We start from the raw sequence: 6,875 nt of genomic DNA on the forward strand, positions 1-6,875 counted from the left end.
ACTACTTGACTCTTTTTCACACTCTCTGTCCGCCGGGCGCGGGATCACCCACCCGGGCAACTGGACGATCGGGCATGATCGGTGGACGGTGGTAAATGGGTCGCTGGACCGGCCCGGCCGATCGGCGAGGGAGGCTCCGTGCGGAGAGTTCTGGCGACCACGGTCGTCGCGGTGACGGCTCTGACCCTGGCCACCGGCTGTGACTCCGGCTCCGACCCGGGTTCCGGCACGCCGGCGGCGGAGGGGACGACGACCACCGTGCCGTCCTCCGCTCCTGCCGCCCCCAGCGCGTCGGCCCCGCCCTCGGCGCCCGTCACCACCTCGCCGCCGGCGCCGCCGCGTAAGCTCAAGGTCGGCGCCAAGGGTCCGGACGTCCTCGCCGTCCAGCAGCGCCTCACCGAGCTCGGTTACTGGAACGGGAAGGCCGACGGCAAGTTCGGCGGCACCACCCAGCAGGCGATCTACGCGTTGCAGAAAGCCGCCGGCATCGGCCGCGACGGCACGGTGGGCCCGAAGACGTACAAGGCGCTGGACGCCGGAATCCGGCCGAAGGCGAAATCGGCCACCGGCCGGGCGGTCGAGATCGACCTGAAGAAGCAGTTGCTGTTGCTGGTCGAGAACGGCCGGATCGAGCAGGTCTTCAACACGTCCACCGGGTCGAACGAGCATTACGAGCAGAAAGGCGAGACCTACCTCGCCGACACCCCGCCCGGGAAGTTCACCGTCAGCCGCCAGATCGACGGCTGGCGGAACGCGCCGCTGGGCCTGCTCTGGCGGCCGAAGTACTTCAACGGCGGCATCGCCGTGCACGGGGCGAACAGCGTCCCGCCCTACGCGGCCTCACACGGTTGCGCCCGGGTGTCGATCGCCGCGATGAACTGGCTGTGGGACAACAACGCGCTCCCGCTGAAGACCAAGGTCTGGGTCTACTGACCGGCCCGGCCGCCGCTGCCCTGGCAGCACCGCGAGCGGTTCCACCAGCGGTCATGGCACACCGGATCTCGCGCACCGTCAGCTGAACCCCGAGGATCAGGAGGAAGCCAGGCGGTCCAGGATGCTCTCCAGATCGCGTTCGCCCTCCCGCGTCTGTACGCCCGCGGCGAGCTGCCGGTGAGCCGACGCCACCATGTCCTCGGTGAACAGGGAGTACAGGTACGTGTTCTCCACGGCGTACGCCTCCTGGGGGATCTTCGGGGTGATGTTCTCGACCGTGGATTTGATGGCGGCGACGACCTCAGGGCGCAGGCCGGCGATTCGGCGTGCCAGGCGGTCGACGAAGTCGTCGATCTCGTCGGCGGGGAGTGCGCGGTTGATCAGGCCGTAACGTTCGGCCAGCTCGGCACCGACGAGCTCGCCGCCGAGGAGGAGTTCCAGGGCGCGTTCGCGGCCCATCAGGCGGGCCATGTTGACCGTCCCACCGCCGCCGGGAAGGATCGCCATCCGGGCCTCGGGCTGAGCCTGGCCGGACCGGCCGATCGCCGCGAACCGCATGTCGAGGTACATCAGGAATTCGTTGCCGGCCCCGCGGGCGAAGCCGGCGATCTTGCCGATGGTGACCTGCGGCAAGCCCCGGACCTCTGAGCTGAGGGCCTCCAAGATGTTGATGTCGTCCGGGACCGGCACCTCGGGGGCTGCGGCGATCGCCGCGGCGGTCGCGGCGGGCAGCGCCTCCGGGTCGGTGAGGTAACGCATGTCGCCGTGCGCGCTGAAGAACTCGGGGTCGGCACTGTCGAAGACGACAACGCGGACGTCTGCGTCGTGGCGCACGCGGTTGACGAAGCCTCGCAGTGACGGCAGCAGAACTCCGTCCATCAGGTTGAGCGGCGGGTGGTCGAGTGTGACGGTTGCGACACCGTTCTTCACCAGGACACGCAAACCAGCCAGGTCGTCGTAGCTCACCTAGACTCCTTCCTTAAATGGGGACTTTCCCCGGAACTGAGTATGTGGGGACTGTCCCCACTTAGTCAACGAGGAGTGACGGTGGTCAAAGCGCGACCGCTACGCGCCGACGCCCAGCGCAACCGCGACGCGATCTTGGCCGCGGCACGCGAAGCATTCGAGAAGGAAGGAGTGTTCGCTTCGCTCGACGCAGTCGCGGTACGCGCCGGCGTCGGCAACGCCACCCTCTACCGGAACTTCCCCACCCGGGAGGACCTGCTCGCCGCGGTCATCGACAGTTTCTTCACCACGGCGTTGACCGAAGCCGGCGAACTGTCCCGCACGCTCCCGCCGGGCAAGGCACTGCTCGAGTGGCTGGTACGGGTGAGCTGGGGACTGCGGATCTGGCACGATCTGCCGGTCTGTCTGGCCACCGCGCATGACAACGACGCCTCGCCGCTGCACTCGGCGAACGCGCCGCTGGTGAAGCAGCTCGGCGCCCTGCTGGACGCAGCCAAGGCGGCCGGCGAGATGATCGGCGAGATCACCGCGGAAGAGGTGTTCGAACTGGTTCTGGTCGTGTCCTGGGGTGTCGACCAGTTCGGCGACGACGAGACGAAGGCGCGGCGCCGAGTGACGCTGGCGACAGCGGGGATCTTCACCTGACCGAACGGCCTCGCACGCCACGCCTCAGCCGTCAGCCGAGCTGAACCACTGTGGTCGCTCCGCCGGAATGCCGCGGCCAAGCGCTGAGAACGATGCCCTGAACCATGTGTTCCCAGTTCAGAATGGTGGGCCGCCGGGGATTCGAACCCCGAACCTAAGGATTAAAAGTCCTCAGCTCTGCCATTGAGCTAGCGGCCCGCGGGTGACAGAGTACCCGGCGCTGCATACGTAGCCTAAGCGATATCCACCCGGGGCACCCACGGGCGGGGCGACGTCTCAGCCACGTCATTCGAGTGTGCCCGGCAGCCGGCCGGGACGACGACTGTCGTATGCGACCTCACCCCGGCGCCGAGCCCAGTTCCCGGGCAGCGCGGCTGAGCCAGGCCAGGGCACGGACACTCTCGTACGAGCCGGCCTTGAGCCCCGCGGCGGTGCGCGACGCCGACCGGTGAAGGCGCTCGGCGTCGGGCGTGCCCTTGCACTCGACGGCCAGCAGGGCGAGCGCCTCGACGGCCTCCCAGGTGCCCGGCCGCAGCGAGGACTCGGCCTCCAGAGCACGTTGCAGCGGCGGGCGGTCATCGTCGCGGTTTCCGAACATCGGGGTCCCTCCGTCGTCTTCGTGCAGTCTTGCCGATGCGCGCCACCAAGGGGTGACGATCCCGGGCCCTGTTGCCGCAGCGCCGCGGCATGGTGGACGCTCCGGTCGATCAGGTGCGGCGGCTGATCCTCGAGATCCGCCCCCGCGGCTTCGGCGACGACGTTCCTCGCTGACATGCCGCCTCGGCCGGCCAGTGGCGGCCTCGAGTATCACGAAAATCAGACTCAAAGGATCTTGCGTATGTGAATCCCCTTTGGTGAGATGGCCGTTCATCGGCGATCTATGAAGTGGCGGGGGACGCCGGTCGCCGGCACATGGAACGGTGTGATCTCCAAGTGAAGACTTTCCGGGCACTGGTCATGGCGACCTTGGCCGCGGGTGTTCTGTTCGTGGATCCGGTCGCGGCTCGAGCCGGCGGTCCACATGTCCTGCCGCTCGACCCGGCGACCTACGACGGGCTGACGGCGACCGGGCCGGCGTACGGCGCCATGGGCGATCCGGGCAACCCGGCGAGCGCCGGATGTGGCGCGGCCGCCCCGGATCCGGTGCCGGACGGTGCGCCGATCGTCGTCAAGATCGGTAGTGCGGCGCCGTTCACGGTCGGGAACGTCAGCGCGGCGACCTGGAAGAACCCGCCGGTCACCGACCCGTCCTGGCGGCTCAACTTCCAGGGCCTGATGTGGATGAAGCCGCTCGCCCGGCGCGCGGCGCAGGACGATCAGCAGCAGTCGCTGGCCGCGCTGGTCGCTCAGGCCGTCCAGTTCCACCAGGCCGACCCCGACCCGGGCACCAACGCGTCCGGCTGGGACGAGGGCACCGCGCTGCGCCGCCTCGAGACCGAGAACTGCCTGTACAACCTGACCCACGCCGCCGAGCTGATTACGGGCATGTCCGCCGATGCGGCGGTGCTGCTCGGCAAGCGCTACTACGGCCCGCCCTACGCCCCGGTGCACAACCACGGGCTGATGGCGAACCTGCAGCTGGTCCGCGCCGGTGACCTGCTGGGCAGGTCGGACTGGAAGGCCACGGCCGTCAAGCGGCTGACCTCCGAGGCGCCGTTCGCGTTCTCCAAGGCCGGGCTGTCGTTCGAGCAGGCCTCCGGCTACCAGGGCGTCAACGCCGGCCTGTGGGGGCAGGCGGCCGACGTGCTCGCCGCCTCGCCCGGCGCCACGGCGGCCGCGGCCACGCTGCGCAAGGCCGTCAACGCCGCCTGGACCGCGTTCGCGTGGGAGACCGAGCCGGACGGCAGGATCGTGCAGATCGGTGACTCCGAGGAGTCCACCGGCCGGGCCGCCCCGCGCAACACCGCGCGGACGCTGCGCGACGACCAGACCGGGACAGTGATCGGCCGCTGGTCCTGGACCGACCCGAAGACCAGCTACTACACCCTCCGGTACGGCCCGGTGCGGCGCGCGCACGGCCACGAGGACCGCGCCGGTGGGGTCACCTGGAGCACCCTGGGCTCCCGCGTGCTCGTCGGCCCCGGCAAGTACACCTACGACAAGAACTCGCCGTGGTACGTCTACATGATCAGCCCGGCCAGTCACAACGTCGCGATCCCTAACGGCGGCGCGGTCAAGTCCGGCAGGACCGCGAAGGTCAAGTCCGCGAAGGTGCAGACCGCCGCGCACTCCTGGACCATCGTCGACGACATCTACAACACCCCGCACACGCGCATCGTCAACGTCAACCGGGACGCCCGGCGCCTGCAGGTCTCCGACCTGTTCCCCAAGTCCACCCTGTGGCGGCAGCACTGGCACCTCGCCCCGGGCTGGAGGCTGACGTCCGGAAAGGTCGGCGGCACCAAGATGACCTTCACGAACCCGGCCGGCCGAAAGCTCACCGTGACCACGACCGGCCGCATCGGCGGCCTGGTCAAGGGGCAGACCCGCCCGATCCAGGGGTGGCACTTCGCGACCTTCGGCTCGCGGACCCAGGCGATCGACCTGGTCATCCGTTCCTACGGCCGCAAAGCCACCGTCACCACCTTCACCGTCAAGTAGTCCCGCGGCCCTAGCCGGGCCCGGGCAAGGATCGGGGTGGGAACGCTGTCCGATGTCCCCGCCCCGATCAGCACTCCCCGAAGCGCTCATGTAACGGCCGCGTAACGGATCGGTGCCCTGTTCAGTCTCTGGCCACCCGATGGACAGGTGGATCGGGAATCCTTCCGATCATGCAACGAACTTCCGGAATCGCCGCGCTCGTGGCGCTGACCACCCTGGCCGCCGGTGCGCCGGCTTTCGCCTCCGAGCGGCCGGCACGCGAGACAACCGCGAAGGTCGAGACGCCCGCCCTGTACGACGACGAGGCCGGTGGTGACGCCGACGCCGACGATCCCGCGATCTGGGTCAACCAGGCGAACAAAGCCCGCAGTCTGGTGATCGGCACCGCCAAGAACGGCGGCCTGCGGGTCTACGACCTCTCCGGGCGCGAGGTGCAGACGATCACGACCCCCGAGGGTGGTCGCTTCAACAACGTCGACCTCATCTCCGGTTTCAAGCTCGGCAACCAGCGCGTCGACCTGGCCGTCGTCACCGACCGCGGCCTCGACAAGCTCCGCATCTACCGGATCACGGCGGCCGGCCTCACCGACGTCACCTCGGCCGACGCGCCGTTCCTCTTCTCCAAGGACGCTGCCGAGGTCGAGGAGCAGGCCACCGGGTACGGTCTGGCCACCTACGACCGGTACGCGGTGGTCAGCCGCCGCCACAGCACCCGCCTCGGGATCTTCCGGCTGGAGGAGAAGCACGGCCGGGTCACCTACCGCACGTCGGACACCCTGGACCTGCCGAGCTCGTTCCGCCTGCCCAACGGCGGCACCTGGTCGCCGTGCGAGGAGCCCGGCGAGGGCCCGCAGGTCGAGGGCATGGTCGTCGACGCCGAAGCGGGCGTGCTCTACGCCGCCCAGGAGGACGTCGCCCTCTGGCGGATCAACCTCGCCGGCGGCACGTTCAGCAGCATCCCGCGGATCGTCGAGCGCACCAAGGAGTACGGCGTTCCCGCCACCTGGAACACCACCACCGAGGAGTGTGACCTCGACTCGGCGAACGACCCCGGCTTCGGCGGTCGCATCGCCGCGGACGTCGAAGGCACCACGCTCTACTCCACCGGCAAGCGCGACGGCTACCTGATCGTCTCGAGTCAGGGCGACAGCAAGTTCTACGTCTACGACCGCCGCACCAACAAGCCGGTCACGCTCTTCACGGTCACCGACGGCCCCCGCGCCGACGGCGTCCAGCACTCCGACGGCGCCGCGGCCACGTCTGTCGCCCTCCCCGGCTACCCGAAGGGCCTCCTGGTCCTGCACGACGGCGAGAACACCCCCGACGACGGCCGCACCAGCACGAACTTCAAGTTCATCGACTGGCGCAACCTTCACCTAGCCAAGATCTGAAGACCCACTTCCCGCCCGTACGCCACCAAGCCCGCACCAAACGCGAAACGCCCCGCCCCAGGTTCTCCCCAGGACGGGGCGTTTCTGCATCCGTCAACTCCCCTGAAAGCCGGCGACCGGCCCAGCCCGCACCAGCTCCGCCGCCCGGTCCCCCAAAGCCGGCCGGTCCGACCCGCGCCAGTCCTCGCTACCTGGTCCCCTGAAAGCCGGCGACCGGCCCAGCCCGCACCAGCTCCGCCGCCCAGCCCCGTTCCTGGCTGGTTGTCACCGTGGTTACGAATGACCACGGTGACAACCAGCCCGAAACCCGCCGGCCAGCGGTGCACAGTTTTGGGTATA

The 6,875-nt window shown here is 69.2% G+C and carries 6 protein-coding genes and 1 tRNA gene; 4 read left to right on the top strand and 3 right to left on the bottom strand.

Translation table 11 applies throughout. From position 1 onward, the window contains the following. The first annotated feature begins 138 nt into the window (after positions 1–138). On the top strand, positions 139–933 hold the full coding sequence (locus Acy02nite_RS32260; protein WP_203748915.1) for a L,D-transpeptidase family protein: 795 nt from the start codon (positions 139–141) through the stop codon (positions 931–933). A 96-nt stretch (positions 934–1,029) separates the two neighbouring features. On the opposite strand, the gene Acy02nite_RS32265 is transcribed toward Acy02nite_RS32260, so the two are convergent. After that, positions 1,030–1,899 carry an enoyl-CoA hydratase/isomerase family protein gene (locus tag Acy02nite_RS32265; RefSeq protein ID WP_203748930.1) on the bottom strand — a complete coding sequence of 290 codons (870 nt, stop codon included), beginning with the start codon at positions 1,897–1,899 and terminating at the stop codon, positions 1,030–1,032. A gap of 81 nt (positions 1,900–1,980) precedes the next feature. Between Acy02nite_RS32265 and Acy02nite_RS32270 the strand changes: the two genes are divergently transcribed. After that, complete coding sequence (locus tag Acy02nite_RS32270) at positions 1,981–2,544, top strand: TetR/AcrR family transcriptional regulator (RefSeq protein WP_239175412.1); 564 nt, start codon at positions 1,981–1,983, stop codon at positions 2,542–2,544. Between the two features lie 123 nt (positions 2,545–2,667). Here the strand turns inward: Acy02nite_RS32270 and Acy02nite_RS32275 are convergent. Together Acy02nite_RS32275 and Acy02nite_RS32280 are read right to left on the bottom strand one after the other, a co-directional pair. Further along, positions 2,668–2,742, bottom strand: a tRNA-Lys gene (locus Acy02nite_RS32275). Positions 2,743–2,881: 139 nt separating this feature from the next. Continuing rightward, a complete protein-coding gene (locus Acy02nite_RS32280) occupies positions 2,882–3,142 on the bottom strand; it encodes a hypothetical protein (protein ID WP_203748936.1) in 261 nt (86 codons plus the stop codon). A gap of 335 nt (positions 3,143–3,477) precedes the next feature. Between Acy02nite_RS32280 and Acy02nite_RS32285 the strand changes: the two genes are divergently transcribed. Continuing rightward, positions 3,478–5,145, top strand: a complete 1,668-nt coding sequence (locus Acy02nite_RS32285; protein WP_203748951.1) for a heparinase II/III family protein — start codon at positions 3,478–3,480, stop codon at positions 5,143–5,145. Positions 5,146–5,315: 170 nt separating this feature from the next. Beyond that, positions 5,316–6,536, top strand: a complete 1,221-nt coding sequence (locus Acy02nite_RS32290; RefSeq protein WP_203748967.1) for a phytase — start codon at positions 5,316–5,318, stop codon at positions 6,534–6,536. Positions 6,537–6,875 lie beyond the last annotated feature (339 nt).

The organism is Actinoplanes cyaneus (assembly GCF_016862095.1).
Classification (GTDB): domain Bacteria; phylum Actinomycetota; class Actinomycetes; order Mycobacteriales; family Micromonosporaceae; genus Actinoplanes; species Actinoplanes cyaneus.